The sequence below is a fragment of the Sphingomonas sp. Leaf62 genome (genome assembly GCF_001421915.1).
Classification (GTDB): domain Bacteria; phylum Pseudomonadota; class Alphaproteobacteria; order Sphingomonadales; family Sphingomonadaceae; genus Sphingomonas.
Map to the genome: position 1 here is coordinate 40,263 of NZ_LMLN01000004.1, position 14,264 is coordinate 54,526.

The 14,264-nt window shown below is 68.5% G+C and carries 17 protein-coding genes; 6 read left to right on the plus strand and 11 right to left on the minus strand.

Translation table 11 applies throughout. The features are described 5' to 3' along the window. Genes ASE91_RS03270 through ASE91_RS03280 form a run of 3 tightly spaced genes read left to right on the plus strand, consistent with a single transcriptional unit; the run spans nucleotide 1 to nucleotide 2,342 of the window. The gene (locus ASE91_RS03270; protein ID WP_056622603.1) at nucleotides 1–831 is read left to right on the plus strand and encodes a pirin family protein; all 831 of its coding nucleotides are present in this window, start codon (nucleotides 1–3) and stop codon (nucleotides 829–831) included. A 20-nt stretch (nucleotides 832–851) separates the two neighbouring features. Beyond that, nucleotides 852–1,286, plus strand: a complete 435-nt coding sequence (locus ASE91_RS03275; RefSeq protein ID WP_162233609.1) for a nuclear transport factor 2 family protein — start codon at nucleotides 852–854, stop codon at nucleotides 1,284–1,286. Nucleotides 1,287–1,319: 33 nt separating this feature from the next. Further along, on the plus strand, nucleotides 1,320–2,342 hold the full coding sequence (locus ASE91_RS03280) for an Atu2307/SP_0267 family LLM class monooxygenase (RefSeq protein ID WP_056623014.1): 1,023 nt from the start codon (nucleotides 1,320–1,322) through the stop codon (nucleotides 2,340–2,342). A gap of 3 nt (nucleotides 2,343–2,345) precedes the next feature. Here the strand turns inward: ASE91_RS03280 and ASE91_RS03285 are convergent, their stop codons facing one another. Then, complete coding sequence (locus ASE91_RS03285; protein WP_056622607.1) at nucleotides 2,346–3,272, minus strand: LysR family transcriptional regulator; 927 nt, start codon at nucleotides 3,270–3,272, stop codon at nucleotides 2,346–2,348. Between the two features lie 77 nt (nucleotides 3,273–3,349). Here ASE91_RS03285 and ASE91_RS03290 point away from each other — a divergent pair, with 77 nt between their 5' ends. From ASE91_RS03290 to ASE91_RS03300, 3 genes are read left to right on the plus strand one after another with little or no spacing between them, the layout of a single operon-like run. Beyond that, entirely contained in the window at nucleotides 3,350–3,976 is a 627-nt protein-coding gene (locus ASE91_RS03290; RefSeq protein WP_056622609.1) for a hypothetical protein, read from the plus strand. Nucleotides 3,977–3,999: 23 nt separating this feature from the next. Next, nucleotides 4,000–4,821, plus strand: coding sequence for an MBL fold metallo-hydrolase (locus ASE91_RS03295; protein ID WP_056622610.1), 822 nt, complete (start codon nucleotides 4,000–4,002; stop codon nucleotides 4,819–4,821). A gap of 3 nt (nucleotides 4,822–4,824) precedes the next feature. Continuing rightward, nucleotides 4,825–5,223 (plus strand): nuclear transport factor 2 family protein, encoded by a 399-nt coding sequence (locus ASE91_RS03300; protein WP_056622613.1) that lies wholly within the window; start codon nucleotides 4,825–4,827, stop codon nucleotides 5,221–5,223. Between the two features lie 20 nt (nucleotides 5,224–5,243). Here the strand turns inward: ASE91_RS03300 and ASE91_RS03305 are convergent, their stop codons facing one another. The 10 genes from ASE91_RS03305 to pobA form a co-directional block, all read right to left on the minus strand. Further along, the gene (locus ASE91_RS03305; RefSeq protein WP_156357635.1) at nucleotides 5,244–6,107 is read right to left on the minus strand and encodes a hypothetical protein; all 864 of its coding nucleotides are present in this window, start codon (nucleotides 6,105–6,107) and stop codon (nucleotides 5,244–5,246) included. Between the two features lie 220 nt (nucleotides 6,108–6,327). Further along, nucleotides 6,328–6,465 (minus strand): hypothetical protein, encoded by a 138-nt coding sequence (locus ASE91_RS18565; RefSeq protein ID WP_443024521.1) that lies wholly within the window; start codon nucleotides 6,463–6,465, stop codon nucleotides 6,328–6,330. A gap of 294 nt (nucleotides 6,466–6,759) precedes the next feature. Further along, on the minus strand, nucleotides 6,760–7,962 hold the full coding sequence (gene pcaF / locus ASE91_RS03310; RefSeq protein ID WP_056622617.1) for a 3-oxoadipyl-CoA thiolase: 1,203 nt from the start codon (nucleotides 7,960–7,962) through the stop codon (nucleotides 6,760–6,762). Further along, nucleotides 7,962–9,140 (minus strand): bifunctional 3-oxoadipate enol-lactonase/4-carboxymuconolactone decarboxylase PcaDC, encoded by a 1,179-nt coding sequence (gene pcaDC / locus ASE91_RS03315; protein ID WP_056622619.1) that lies wholly within the window; start codon nucleotides 9,138–9,140, stop codon nucleotides 7,962–7,964. Before pcaDC ends, pcaF begins: the two co-directional genes overlap by 1 nt. 4 nt (nucleotides 9,141–9,144) lie before the next feature. After that, the gene (locus ASE91_RS03320; protein WP_056622621.1) at nucleotides 9,145–10,287 is read right to left on the minus strand and encodes a lyase family protein; all 1,143 of its coding nucleotides are present in this window, start codon (nucleotides 10,285–10,287) and stop codon (nucleotides 9,145–9,147) included. Beyond that, nucleotides 10,284–10,943 carry a protocatechuate 3,4-dioxygenase subunit alpha gene (pcaG, locus tag ASE91_RS03325; protein WP_056622623.1) on the minus strand — a complete coding sequence of 220 codons (660 nt, stop codon included), beginning with the start codon at nucleotides 10,941–10,943 and terminating at the stop codon, nucleotides 10,284–10,286. Before pcaG ends, ASE91_RS03320 begins: the two co-directional genes overlap by 4 nt. Continuing rightward, nucleotides 10,933–11,634 (minus strand): protocatechuate 3,4-dioxygenase subunit beta, encoded by a 702-nt coding sequence (gene pcaH / locus ASE91_RS03330; RefSeq protein WP_056622625.1) that lies wholly within the window; start codon nucleotides 11,632–11,634, stop codon nucleotides 10,933–10,935. Before pcaH ends, pcaG begins: the two co-directional genes overlap by 11 nt. Beyond that, nucleotides 11,631–12,260: a 3-oxoacid CoA-transferase subunit B gene (locus ASE91_RS03335; RefSeq protein ID WP_056622627.1), complete on the minus strand. Its 630-nt coding sequence runs from the start codon at nucleotides 12,258–12,260 to the stop codon at nucleotides 11,631–11,633. The genes pcaH and ASE91_RS03335 overlap by 4 nt, the downstream gene beginning before the upstream one ends. Beyond that, entirely contained in the window at nucleotides 12,257–12,970 is a 714-nt protein-coding gene (locus ASE91_RS03340) for a CoA transferase subunit A (protein ID WP_056622628.1), read from the minus strand. The genes ASE91_RS03335 and ASE91_RS03340 overlap by 4 nt, the downstream gene beginning before the upstream one ends. Beyond that, nucleotides 12,967–14,154, minus strand: a complete 1,188-nt coding sequence (gene pobA / locus ASE91_RS03345; RefSeq protein WP_056622630.1) for a 4-hydroxybenzoate 3-monooxygenase — start codon at nucleotides 14,152–14,154, stop codon at nucleotides 12,967–12,969. Before pobA ends, ASE91_RS03340 begins: the two co-directional genes overlap by 4 nt. Nucleotides 14,155–14,264 lie beyond the last annotated feature (110 nt).

The following is a 14,264-nucleotide window of genomic DNA, read 5'->3' on the forward strand; positions in this document are numbered from 1 at the left end:
ATGGCCACCCTCGCCACCACGCGAGCCATCATCCACCGGACCCGTGGCACCCGCCACGGGCCGATCACCCGGCTGATGAGCCCGGGCGACCTCGGCCAGCTGGTCAAGCCGTTCGTCTTCCTCGACCTGTTCGAGGCGGACCGCTTCACCGCCGGCGTCTCCGCGCATCCCCATTCGGGGATCGCGACGCACACCACCTTCCTGCGCGGCGGCATGACCTATGCCGATTCGACGGGCGAGGCGGGGGCGCTCCACGACGGCGCGGTCGAATGGATGCGCGCCGGGCGCGGCGTCTGGCATACCGGCCAGCCGCTGGGCGGACAGCCAATCCTCGGTTTCCAGCTCTGGCTGGCCTTGCCGCCCGAGCTGGAGCTGTCGGCACCCGAGAGCCGCTATCTCGATCCGGACACCCTCACCACCGTCGGGCCGGCGCGCGTCCTGCTGGGTACGCATGACGGCGTGTCGGGACCGATCGACCTGCCGATGCCGCTGACCTATCTCCATGTCCGCCTGTCCGACGGCGAGCGCTGGACCTACACGCCGCCCGCCGGACATGACGTGGCGTGGGCAGCGGTGAGCGGCGGACGGCTGGGCGTGGGCGACACGATCGCCGAGCGCGAGATGATCGTGTTCGCCGATGGCGACACGCCGATCGACGTCGTCGCGCACGGGGCCACCGAGTTCGTGCTCGGCTCGGCGGCCCGCCATCCCCATCCGCTCGTGCTGGGCAGCCATTCGGTCCACACCAGTGCCGCGGCGCTGGCGGAAGGACAACGGACCATCGCCGCGCTCGCCCGTACGCCCGCCGTCGCCGCGCTGCTGCACGCCTGACCCGAACCGGGAAACACATGATGACCGATCAGGACAACCGCAACGTCGAAGTTGCGAAGGAATATTTCATCCGCAGCGACGCGCAGGATCCCCGGCTGATGGAGCTGTTCCATCCCGACCTGCAATTCTATTTCCCGAAATTCGGCATCGGCCACGGGCTGCAATCGGTGCTCGACATGGTGGCGGGCTTCGCCGGACAGCTGGAGGCGATCGAGCACGACAAGGAAAACCTCCTGTACGTCGCGCGCGATCCCCATGTCATCGTCGAGGGGACATCGCGCGGGCGGCTGAACGGCGTGGAATGGGACGGCGGCAGGACCGCGGGCGGGCGTTTCTGCAACGTCTTCGAATTTCGCGACGGGCTGATCGCGCGGTGTCACGTCTATCTCGATCCCGATTATACCGGGCAGGACGAGGCGCGCTTCCGCTGGGGCCATGACGGCCGTGAGTGGTAGGATGACGGGTTCGCCCGCAACGAAGGACAGATGATGGACATCGGCATCGACAGTTTCGCCGCCACCTCCGCGGCACTCGGCGAGGAGCCGCCGGTCGGCGACGCCGATCGCATGGCGTTCCTGCTCGACGAGATCGTCGCGGCGGACCGCGCCGGGCTGGACGTGTTCGGCGTCGGCGAACACCATCGCGGCGACTATCTCGACAGCGCGACCGCGGTGATCCTCGCCGCCGCCGCGGCGCGGACGCGGACGATCCGGCTGACCAGCGCGGTCACCGTGCTGAGCGCCGCCGACCCGGTGCGCGTGTTCCAGGAGTTCGCGACGCTCGACCTGATCGCGCGCGGCCGGGCGGAGATGGTGGTCGGGCGCGGATCGTCGATCGAGGCCTATCCGCTGTTCGGGTTCGACCTGAACGATTACGACGCGCTGTTCGCCGAGAAGCTCGACCTGCTGCTCAGGGTCCGCGAGCGCGCCAGCATCGACTGGTCGGGCCGGTTCCGCGCGCCGCTGCGCGGGCAAGGCATCTATCCGCGCCCGCAGCAGCCGGTGCTGCCGATATGGCTGGGTGTCGGCGGGACGCCGCAATCCTTCGTCCGCGCGGGTACGCTGGGCCTGCCGTTGATGATCGCGATCATCGGCGGGGAGATCGCGCGCTTCCGCCCGCTGGTCGACCTGTATCGCCACGCCGGGGCGGCCGCGGGGCACGCGCCGGCGGTGCTGAAGGTCGGCGTCCATGCATTGGGCTTCGTCGCCGACACCGACGGCGAGGCGCGCGACGCCTTCTTCCCCGGCTGGCAATATATGTTCACCAAGGTCGGTGCGGAGCGCGGCTGGCCGCCGGCGACGCGCGCGCAATACGACCAGATGACCGGTCCGCGCGGCGCCTTCCTGATCGGCAGCCCCGACACGGTGGTCGCGCAAGTGCGGCAGGCCGACCGCGATCTGGGCGGCATCGACCGGGTGACGTTCCAGATGAGCTCGGCCGCGCGCGACCAGCCGGCGATGCTGCGCTCGATCGAGCTGCTCGGGCAGGCGGTGCGGCCGCGCGTGCGATAGGCGTCAGCGTCGCCGTTCGCGCCCGGCGAGGATGTCGAGAAACGCGGTGACGCGCGCGGGGCGGAAGCGCGTCCCCGGCATCACCGCGTGGATGCCGCCGCGCGCGAGCTGCCAGTCGGGCAGCAGCCGGACCAGCCGCCCGCTCGCCAGATCGTCCGCCACCGCGAAATCGGGCAGGATCGCGAGGCCCGCGCCGTCGCGCGCCGCCTGCAACACCCCGATCGTCGCGCTGATCGCCAGCGTCGTGGCGAAGCGCACCGTCTGCGTCGTGCCCGTCGCCGACCGGAACGTCCAGCCGAGCGGATCGCCGAGATTGCTGTTGGCGACGAACGGCCGCGCCGCGATGTCCGCGGGCGTCGCGTCCGGCGCGACCGCATGGTCCGGGCCGGCGACCAGCACCTGCCCGAACGTGCCGATCCGCCGCGCGCGCAACGCGCTGTCGGTCAGCCAGCCGACCCGGATCGCGAGTTCGATGTCGCTGCCGACCGGATCGAGCGTCGCATCGCTCAACACCAGATCGACGGTGCAGGCGGGGAACCGGTCGCGGAACGCGGCGATCGCGGGCACCACCATCGCGACGCCGTAGTCGAGCGGCGCGGTCAGCCGCAACAGCCCGGTCGGCGCGCCGTCCCCCGCCGCCAGCCCGTCGAACGCCTCCTGCGCCTCCGACAGGATCCGGGCGCAGCGTTCGTAGAAGATCCGCCCTTCCTCGGTCGGCCGGACGCTGCGGGTGGTGCGGACCAGCAGTGTGGTTTCGAACGCCTGTTCCAGCCGCGCGACCTGGCTGCTGACCACCGCCTTGGTGATTCCCAGCCGCCCCGCCGCCGCGGTGAACGATCCGGTTTCGACGACCTCCGCAAAATAAGCGAGCCGTTTCAGATTGTTGATGCCGTGATGGGTGGCGGCGCGCGGATTGTATGCTGATGGCATACGGTGTTGAATAGATTGCCGATCTATCCCCGGCAATCGGTCGCGCCCATATCGGCCCCATCATGGAGCCGAGTCACATGCCGAGCCGCTTTCTCTACCTGTTCGATCCGCTGTGCGGCTGGTGCTACGGTGCCTCCGCCGCGATCGCGACGCTGGCGGCGCAACCCGGCGCGAACGTGGAGGCGCTGCCCACCGGCCTGTTCGCGGGGGCGGGCGCACGGACGCTCGACCGCGGCATGGCGACGCACATCCTGACCAGCGACCGCGCGATCGCCGCCGCCACCGGCGCGACGTTCGGCGACGCCTATCGCGCGCGCATCACGGACGGCGGCGACGTGCGGCTCGACAGCGGCGCCGCGACGCTGGCGCTGACCGCGGTCGCGCGCACCGCGCCCGACCGCGAACTGGCGCTGCTCGGCATGATCCAGCGCGCGCGCTATCGCGACGGGCTGGATATCGCCGACATTGGCGTGCTGGCGGACCTGTTGCGCGGCGCGGGGCTGGCGGCGGCCGCGGTCGCGCTGGTCGAGGACGCACCCGATCTGCACGCCGCCAACCGCCAGCGGCTGGCGCGCGCGGGGACGATCATGCACGCGCACGGCCTGCGCGGCGTCCCCGCGCTGTTGCGCGTCGCGGGCGACACGCTGACGCCGATCGACACCGCACAGCTGTACCGCGACCCGCGGTCGCTGCTCGCCGCCTGATTCCCCACCACCGGAGACCGACCATGACGACGACCGACACGCTGCACTGGCAATCGTTTCCCGCCGGCGAGCACGGCTTCTTCCGCGCCCCGGTGCTGCTGTGGGGCGCGACCGAGGCAGTGCTGGTCGATGGCGGCTTCACCCTGCCCGACGGGCGCGCGCTGGCGGAGGCGATCGGGGCGACGGGGCGGACGCTGACGACGATCTATGTCAGCCAGAGCGACCCCGATTATTATTTCAGCCTGGCGCCGATCAAGGCGGCGTTCCCCGACGCGCGCGTGCTGGCCGCGCCCGAGACGATCGCCGCGATCGAGGCGAACGTGTCGAAGAAGCTGGCGACCTGGGGGCCGCAGCTCGGCGACAACGGGCCGAAGACGCTGGACGACGTGGTCATGCCGACCCCGTTCGCCGACACCGCGCTGACCGTCGACGGTGCGCGGGTCGAGATCGTCGCCGCGGACGGCCTCGCCAACCGGCGCTACCTGTGGGTGCCGTCGCTGTCGGCGATCGTCGGCGGGGTGCTGGTGTTCTCGGGCGTCCATGTCTGGACCGCGGACACCAACAGCCCGGCGGGGCGCGCCGCGTGGATCGCGCAGCTCGACGCGATGCTGGCGCGCGACCCGGCGGTCGTCGTGCCGGGGCACATGAGCCCCGACGCGCCGACGGGGGCGGCGGCGCTGGCCTTTACCCGCGATTACCTGCGCGCGTTCGAGGCGGAGCTGGCGACCGCCGCCGACAGTGCGGCGCTGATCGCGGCGATGACCGCGCGCTATCCCGATGCCGGGATGGGCGTGGCGTTGCAGGTCGGCGCGAAGGTCGCGACCGGCGAGATGGCGTGGGGCTGAACCATGGCGACGAACAAGGACATCATCCGCGCCACCTATGAAGGGTCGTCGGAGGAGAACGGCCGCAACCTGCGCGCCGCGCTGGCGCCCGACGCGACCTGGACCGAGGCGGCGGGCTTTCCCTATGCCGGCACCTATGTCGGCCCCGACCGGATCGTCGCGGGCGTGTTCCACCGGCTGGCGACCGAGTGGGACGGCTATGCCGCACGGGTCCACACCTATCTGGAGGATGGCGACCGCGTCGCGGCGTTCGGCGTCTATTCGGGGACGTATCGCGCCACTGGCAAGACGATGACCGCGACCTTCGCGCATCTGTATCGGCTGGAGGGCGGCAGGATCGTGACGATGGAGCAATATGTCGACAGCGCGACGGTGATGGCGGCGCTCTCGCCGGATCGGTGAGGGGCGATGCGACCGCGCGTCTATTCGCGCGCGGTCGCGATCCGTTCCAGACTGCTGCGGACCAGCGCATGAGCCTCGCGGTCGGGCAGGGCCGCGAGCTGGTCCGGCGTGCGGGTCCGCGCCAGATCGTCGGCAACCAGCGCGCCGATATAATATCCCGATCGCGGCGGGAACGCACCGCCCTTCACGCCCAACGCGAAGTAACGATTGGAGACCGCCGGATCGCGACTGTCCAGATCGGCCAGAACGGCGCGTGCGATCTGCTGCCGCAACGGACGCGCCCTGCCTTGCAGGGTCAGGTCCATGAGGCTGCGGTCGCGCCCGATACCGTCGTTCAATCCTTCGCTGACATGGACCGCCAGCCCCTCGGACCACAGCGTCGCATAGAGCGGTTCGTTGCGGTCCGCACTCGCGCCGAACGCGCCGCGGGACGCCTGCGCATGATAGATGTGGAAGAGTTCGTGATCGAACAGCAGCTTGAACTGCGACAGCCGATCGCCGTCATATCGCAGGATCGTCACCGGCGAGAATACCAGCGCCAGCCCGTCGGGCGTCCTCATCGCCGCCGCGTTCATCGTTCCGAACGACGGCGCGACATAGATGGTGAAATTGCAGGTCAGCTTCGGAAACGCCCGGGTGAAGTCGTCGATATAATGCGGCATCTCCTCCACGATGACGCGGGAAACGGATCGGGCGGCGAACGGGTTCTTCGACAGGAAGGTCTGCTCCTCCTGCTCCCATGCCGTGAAATGGTCGCCGCGCAGGGCATTGACGAAATCGCCGGTGTACAGCGCCGGATTCTTGTCTGCCAGGGTCGTCTTATAGTCCCGGAACGGGGCCGCCTTTGCCTGCAACGCCCAATATTGTGGCATGAGGTTCGTCACGGGACAGCGCGGCGCGCCCGATGACGTTGGCATTGCCAGCAGCATCGCACCGAGTATCGCAGATCCAATCATCCTGTGTCCCCGACGCCCCGGCATGTTGCAGGTGCGTCCCTATCGCACACGCCGTCCGTCCGCCACCCATGGCGCATGGATGACGGACGTCCCCAGCGCCCGCCGTTCGGCCGGTTGCGGATTCCGGGAACAGCGGATCGTCGTCCGGTCAGTATCCGACGGTGAAGCGATGGCGGATATGCGAGGGGCGTTCGATGTCGTCGGCCAGCGCGATCGCATAATCCTCGAACGAGATGCTTGAACCCCCGTCATTCGTGAGCAACGTGTCCTCGCCCAGCCGGAACACTCCCGGTCCGCTCGCCCGCGCAGCAACGCCGCCAGCGTGCCGCCATCGGTGACGTCGGGCAGCACCGCGACCCTTCCGGGTGGCGCGCAATCGAGGTGACGTGGTGCCCGCCGCCGGACAATTCCTTCAGGATGCCTTGGTATCGCCGGGCTTGGCAAGCGGGACCAGCATGTCGTCGCGCGACCGGACAGCCCGCGCAGACGATCGCCTGTTATCGCTTCCCCATTCCCGACGCCTTCTGGCAGGCGGTGGCGGCGGAGAATTTGCTGCGGGCGACCCACCACTCCCCGTATGTCAGGGGCGTTCCAGCATCAGCGCGATGCCCTGTCCGACACCGATGCACATGAACGCAATGGCGTAGCGTCCGCCGGTGCGGTGCAGTTCCTCTGCCGCAGTCATCGCAATGCGCGCGCCGGACATGCCGAGCGGATGGCCCAGTGCGATCGCCCCGCCGTTGCGATTCACGCGTGGGTCGTCGGTGGCGAGGTTCAGGTCGCGCAGCGTTGCGATCGCCTGGGCGGCAAAGGCTTCGTTGAGTTCGATCACGTCGATCTGATCGAGGCCGATGCCCGTGATCCGGCACAGCTTGCGCGCCGCCTCGATCGGGCCTGCCCCCATGATGCGCGGCGCGATCCCGGCGGATGCCATCCCCAGAATGCGCGCGCGCGGGGTCAGGCCATGGCGCGCTGCAGCGGCTTCGGACGCGATCAGCATCGCCGCCGCGCCGTCGTTCAGACCCGAGGCATTGCCGGCGGTGATCGTGCCGCCGGCGCGAACGACGGGTTTCAGCCTGGCCAGAGCGTCCAGACTGGTCGCGCGCGGATGTTCGTCCTGGGCGAAGACGATGGGATCGCCCTTGCGCTGCGGGATGGTGACCGGCACGATTTCGACGGCCATGCGACCGCTGGCGATGGCGGCGGCGGTCTTTTGCTGGCTGGCGAGCGCGAAGGCATCCTGATCCTCGCGGCTCACCTGCCACTGGTCGGCGACATTCTCGGCCGTCTGCGGCATCGTGTCGACGCCATAGGCCGCTTTCATCGCCGGGTTGATGAAACGCCAGCCCAGCGTCGTATCCTCGATCTGCTGTGCCCGGTCGAAGGCGCTACCAGCCTTCCCCATCACATAGGGGGCGCGGGTCATGCTTTCGACGCCGCCGGCAATGACGAGGTCGGCGTCGCCGCTGCGGATCGCCTGTGCAGCGCTGCCGACCGCGTTCAGACCCGATCCGCACAGCCGGTTGATCGTGCCGCCGGGTACCGTGTCGGGCAATCCGGCGAGCAGCGCCGCCATGCGCGCGACGTTGCGATTATCCTCGCCCGCCTGATTGGCGCAGCCGAGCAGCACGTCGTCGACCGCCTCCCAATCGACACCGGCGTTGCGCTCGACGAGCACGCGCAACGGGATCGCCGCGAGGTCGTCGGCGCGGACGCTCGACAGCGCCCCGTTCAACCGGCCGATAGGCGTGCGGATCGCGTCGCAGAGATAGGCGTCGGGCATCAGGCTTCCAGTTCGAGCATGGCGATGATCTTCTGCGCCTCGGCAAAACCGGTGTTTGCGGCGGGAACGCCGGCATAAACGGCCGTCTGCATCAGCACTTCCTTGAGGTCGTCGGTGGTGAACCCGCCTTGCGCGAGCCCGGCGCGAACATGCAGCGCGAACTCCTCCCACCGCCCCAGTGCGCAGGTGATGGCGAGAACGAGCAGGCGGCGGGTGCGATCGTCCAGACCCGGCCGACCCCATATTTCGCCCCACGCGACGCGGGTAATCATCGCCTGGAAATCGGCGGTGAACGGCGTGCGCTTTGCAAGGCTCGCATCGACCCAGGCATCGCCCAATACGCGACGGCGGTTGAGAAGGCCGACGTCGAACAGCATATCGGCCGCATCGGACGCCGCATCGGCAGTGCACAGAAAGCGGCAAAGCGCCGTTGCCAGCGCCCCCGGCGCCTCGATCGGCGGAAGGTGCGCGCCATCGACGCCGGCATGGCACGCGCGCGGAATCGTCATCAGATGCTCGCCGTGCCCCGCATAGGGAGTCGAAACGTCGAGCGTGGCAGTGACGACCAGCGTCGGCACCGTTATCCCGCCGATCCGCCCGGCCAACGCCATGTCGCGGATCGCTGCCCCTGCCCCGGCATAGCCGGCATCGCACTGGCGAGCGATGCCGTCGCGCAGGCTGTCGGCGATTTCCGGGTGGCGCGCGGCAAAACCGGTCGACAGGAAACGTCCGACCGCCATGTCGGCGATCGCTGCCGTCCCCTTTTGTCGAACCGTTTCGATCCGGGCGGTCCACGCCGCCGGGTCCATCGTCGCCGAGGTACAGATCAGCGCCAGCGCCGACACGCGTGCCGGATGATCGAGCGCCAGTTGCATCGCGACCATGCCGCCGAGCGACACGCCCGCGACCACCGCCCGTTCGACTCCGGCGTCGTCGAGGATGGCCGCGACATCGTCTGCCAGCATCGACAGGCTATAGTCGCCCGCCGGTGCATCCGACCCACCCGCCCCGCGCGTATCGATGCGCAACAGGCGAAAGGCAGGAAGCAGCAACGGGACCGTCCGGTCCCACAGCGACAGATCGGTGCCGATCGAATTGAGCAGCACCAGCAGCGGGCGATCCGCCGCCCCTTCGAGCCTCCAGTGCAGCCGTACTCCGTCGCGGATGGTCGTGGCCATGGCGTCAGTCCCTCATCCCGTCGAGCAGGTCGGCGATGATCGCCGCGCTTTCGCCAATATCGTCGCCGACCCCCGCTACGGCGAGGTTGCGGGCAATGGCCGCTTCATCGACCTCCAGTCCTTCCGCCACCATCGCCAGCGCGGCGGCGCTGCCCGAAGCGAGGAGGAACAGGTCGGCCAGCGCCGGCCCCTCCGCCTGCCAACCACCCAGCCCCCGTTCCGCTTCCTGTGGCAGCCCGGCCAGCAGCGAAGCGACCAGTCCCGGTGCGCGGGTCGCAGCGGACAGCGCGACCTGACACCCCGTCGGGTTGCGCTTGTGCGCCATGGCCGACGACCCGCCACGCCCGGCGATCAGCGGCTCGCGCGCCTCACCGATGCTATTCTGCGCCAACAGGGCGACATCGCGGGCGAACTTGCCGAGCGCACCGATCAGGATGCCGAGCGTCGCCCCGATCGCGGCGACGCCGCTACGCCGCGCGTGCCAGGGAGCGGACAGTTCCAGCCCGAGCGCCTGGGCAATATGCTCCGCGACCGCTGCGCCCTTGCCGTCCATCCCGGCGCGCGTTCCCGCCGCGCCACCGAGCTGCACGACGGCATTGGCCGCCACTGCGGTGTCGAGCATCGCCAGCGCGTGGCCGATCCCCCGCGCCGCCTGCGCCAGTCGCAGTCCGAAGGCGACCGGCATCGCATCCTGCAACAGCGTCCGCCCGATCGCAGGCCGCTCGCCATGGCTGCGCGCCAATACCGCCAGCGCATCGCATACACGGGTGACATCGGTTGCCAGCAACCGGTGCGCCGCGCGAACCTGCAGCATCAGCACGCTGTCGGCGACGTCCTGGCTGGTGGCGCTCCGGTGCAACGCCCGGGCCGCATCGCCGCCGACCATCCTTCGCAGACGCGCGACCAGCGGGATGGCCAGCGTTCCGGCCAGTGCCGCTTCTTCGCCCAGCTCCACCGGATCGATCCCTGCCGGATCGACACCGGCAACGATCGCCGCGGCAAGGTCGGGCGCGATCACGCCGTAGGCCGCCTGCGCGCGGGCCAAGGCGGTTTCGAAGGCGCAGGCATGGGCGACCGTCGCGGCATCGTCGAACACCGCGATCATTGCAGCCGTCGCGGCCGGGCGGAGGCGCAGCAGGTCGCTCACAGGTCGAAGAACACCGTTTCGCGATCACCCTGCAACACGAAATCGAGCGACCAGACACCATCCCCCCCGGAGGTCGCAATCAACGTCGCCCGCCGTTCCGCGGGAACCCGCGACAGCGTCGCGTCTCCTGCCTCCATACCGGCAAAATACAGCCGCGTCGCCAGTCGCTTGATGACGCCGCGCGCGAAGATCGACACGGCAATATGTGGCGCATGATCCCGCGCGATCCGACCGGGCAGAATGGTACGGAACCGATAGCTGCCATCCTCGGCCGTTGCCGCCCGGCCGAAGCCGACGAAATGCGGGTCGGCGTCCGCCTCAACAGGATAGTGGCCGGCGGCATCGGCCTGCCAGATTTCCAGCATCGCGTCGGGCACCGGCGCGCCATCGCCATCGAATACGCGGCCGGTGAGTTCGATCACCTGCCCATGTGGCGTACCGGTCGGTGCGGACAGGTTCAGCACATAATGCGCTTCGGGAAACAATTCGGGGCGGGCACCCATGTCGGATTGGCCGACAAGGTCCGCGCCCCCCTTCCACGGCAGGCCATAATGGAAGAAGGGACCGACCGTCTGGCTGGGCGTCTGACCGAACAGCGCCGGGTCCTGATTGTCCTGCCGGGGGTCGGGACGGCGATCGGCGACGTCAATGGTCATGGTCGTCCTCCTCGAACGGCGTTTGCTCGCGCCCCTTCAGCACCACGTCGAAACGATAGCCCAGTGCCCGGTTCGGCTCGGTCACGTCCATGTCGAACCGGGCGACCAGCCGCTGCCGAAAAGGCATCGGCACCGCATTCGCGATCGGATCGATCTCGATCAGCGGATCGTCCGGAAAGTAGAGTTGCGTCACCAGTCGCGTCGCAAAGGCCGGACCCAGCAGCGACAGATGGATATGCGCCGGCCGCCACGCATTGCGGTGGTTGCCCCATGGATACGCACCCGGCCGGATCGTAACGAAACGATAGCGCCCGTCCGCATCGGTCACGACACGGCCCGCGCCGGTAAAGTTCGGGTCGTGCGGTGCGTCCCATTGATCCTTGCCATGGATGTAGCGCCCGGCGGCATTCGCCTGCCAGATTTCCAGGACGGTGTTCGGCACCGCCCGACCATCCTCGTCCAGCACGCGGCCGGCGACGATGATCCGCTGTCCCTGCGGCATGGCGCGGTGCTGCGTCGTCAGATCGGCGAGTGCCGGGCCCATCAGCCGCTCCCAGCCCGCCGGGCCCGTCGTCTCGGTCCGCGTCTGCGGCACACGCAACAGCGGTTGCAGCGGGGCACGCCGCCGCGTCGACCCGTAGTCGGGGAAGAGCGACGGTGGCGCCCCGGCGTCGTCTCGCTGGTAGCTCATGCCGACAGCTCCACCCCCGTCCTGGCGCGCACTTCGTCCGCCGTGACGCCGGGTGCGCATTCGATCAGGCGCAGGCCCGGCTTGTCGCAGGCGATGACGGCAAGGTCGGTAACGATCAGGTCGACACAGGCCTTGCCGGTCAATGGCAGCGTGCAGTCGGGGAGGATTTTCGGATCGCCATGTTTCGACAGATGGTCCATCACCACGACGACTCGGCGGACCCCGGCGACGAGGTCCATGGCCCCGCCCATCCCCTTCACCATCTTGCCCGGAATGGTCCAGTTGGCGAGGTCGCCCGCCTGGCTCACCTCCATCGCGCCAAGGATCGCCATGTCGATATGGCCACCCCGGATCATCGCGAAACTGTCGGCGCTGGAAAAGAAGCTGGACGTCGGCAACGCGGTGATCGTCTGCTTGCCGGCGTTGATAAGGTCCGGGTCCGCTTCGCCTTCATACGGGAACGGGCCGATGCCGAGCATTCCGTTTTCCGATTGCAGCGTTACCTCGATGCCCTCGGGTACATGATTGGCGACCAGCGTCGGAATGCCGATGCCGAGATTGACGTAGAAACCGTCTTGCAGCTCGCGTGCGGCTCGGGCCGCCATCTCGTCACGGGTCCAGCTCATGCTGCTTCCCCCCGGCTGCGCGTGGTCAGCTTCTCGATCCGCTTCTCGTTGATCGTGCTCTTGACGATCCGGTCGACATAGATGCCGGGCGTGTGGATGCAGTCGGGATCGAAGCTGCCTTCGGGCACGATCTCCTCGACCTCCGCCACGGTCACCTTGCCCGCGGTCGCCATGTTCGGGTTGAAGTTGCGCGCGGTCTTGCGGAACATCAGATTGCCCGCCGGATCGGCCTTCCACGCCTTCACGATCGACAGGTCGGCGCGCAGCCATGTCTCGCGGACATAGTCCTCGCCCTCGAAGGTTTCGACAGGCTTGCCTTGCGCGACGACCGTGCCGACGCCGGTCTTCGTATAGAAAGCCGGGATGCCCGCCCCGCCCGCCCGGATCCGCTCGGCAAGCGTCCCTTGCGGGTTCAGTTCCAGTTCCAGTTCGCCCGAGAGATACTGTTGCTCGAACAGCTTGTTCTCACCGACATAGGACGAGATCATCTTCGCGACCTGCCGGCTTTCCAGCAGCATCCACAAGCCGAAGCCGTCGGCGCCGGCATTGTTGGAGATGACCGTCAACCGCTTCACCCCGCTCGCCCGGATTTCGGGGATCAGGCTTTCGGGATTGCCCGACAGGCCGAAGCCACCCGACATGATCGTCATGCCGTCGAACAGCAGCCCGTCCAGCGCCGCACCGGGGGTATCGTAGATCTTGCGCTTCATGCCGCCTCCAGCGGTAGGCCGACGTAATTTTCGGCCAAGGTACGTTGCGCCGCCATCGAGCCGCGCAGATAGTCCAGTTCGGCCATCTGGATGCGCCGGTCGAAACCATCCATGGTCGGGAAACGGTGGGTGACCGAAGTGAACCACCACGAGAACCGCTCGGCCTTCCACACCCGCGCCAGCGCGCGTGCCGAATAGCCGTCGATGCCGGTATCGCTGCGTTCGCGGTAATGTTCGGTCAGCGCCTCGCCCAGCATCGTCACGTCGGACACGGCAAGGTTCATGCCCTTGGCACCCGTCGGCGGCACGATATGCGCGGCGTCGCCGGCAAGGAACAACCGACCCCAGCGCATCGGTTCCGCGACGAACGAACGCAGCGGCGCTATCGACTTTTCGAACGACGCTCCGCGCGTGACCTTCGCCGCCGTCTCCGGTCCCAGGCGCAGGCACAGTTCGTCCCAGAACCGATCGTCCGACCAGTCGGCGATATTCTCGTCCAGTCCGCACTGGATATAATAGCGGCTGCGCGTCGTCGATCGCATCGATGCCAGTGCGAAGCCGCGTTCGTGATTGGCGTAGACCAGCTCATGTTCGGCCGGCGGCACTTCGGCCAGGACCCCCAGCCAACCGAACGGGTAAACGCGTTCGAAGACGCGCAGAACATCGGCCGGGATCGCCGCGCGGCTGACGCCATGATAGCCATCGCAACCAACGACGAAATCGCACTCCAGTCGCCGCGCCTCGCTTCCGTCGCGCCACGTCACCACCGGCCGGTCGCTGTTAAGGTCGGACAGCGTCACGTCGGCGCTATTCCAGCGAATGTCGAGCCCTCGGTCCGCAGCGGCATCGAACAGATCGCGCATGACTTCCTGTTGCCCATAGACGGTGACGGTCGACCCTCCGGTCAGTGCCGCCATGTCGATCCGGAACATCCGTCCGTCGAGGGACACGTTGGTGCCGCCATGGACCAGCCCCTCGCGTTCCAACCGTCCGGCGATACCCAGACGTCGCATCAGGTCGACCGTACCCTGTTCGAGCACCCCTGCGCGCACCCGCCCCTCGACATAGTCGCGGTCGCGGCGTTCGATCACGACCGCGGCGATCCCCTCGGCGCGCAGCAGATGGGCAAGGAACATTCCTGCCGGCCCGGCGCCGATGATCGCTACCTGCGTACGATGCCGCATCCCGTCCTCTCCTGTCGGCATTCTTGCCGTTCCGGGAGGCAGCATGCCGTATCGGGGAAGGGCAGACGATGGATACCCCGTGCAAAAAGTTGGACGATCCGGTTGCACAT